Annotated in this window: 2 tRNA genes; both read right to left on the minus strand. The window is 59.3% G+C overall.

The window, feature by feature from the left end:
• Positions 1-17 precede the first annotated feature (17 nt).
• A tRNA-Asp gene (locus ACI77I_RS32360) sits at positions 18-94 on the minus strand.
• 19 nt (positions 95-113) lie between these two features.
• A tRNA-Val gene (locus ACI77I_RS32365) sits at positions 114-189 on the minus strand.
• Positions 190-204 lie beyond the last annotated feature (15 nt).

Raw genomic sequence — 204 nt, forward strand, 5'->3', positions numbered from 1 at the left:
TTCCAGGTTACCGAATATGGCGCAGCGGACGGGACTCGAACCCGCGACCCCCGGCGTGACAGGCCGGTATTCTAACCGACTGAACTACCGCTGCGCGTAACACATGAAGCGAATGGTGGGTGATGACGGGATCGAACCGCCGACCCTCTGCTTGTAAGGCAGATGCTCTCCCAGCTGAGCTAATCACCCTTCGTTTCGGTGTGG

Source organism: Pseudomonas sp. D47, from assembly GCF_045447305.1.
Taxonomy (GTDB): domain Bacteria; phylum Pseudomonadota; class Gammaproteobacteria; order Pseudomonadales; family Pseudomonadaceae; genus Aquipseudomonas.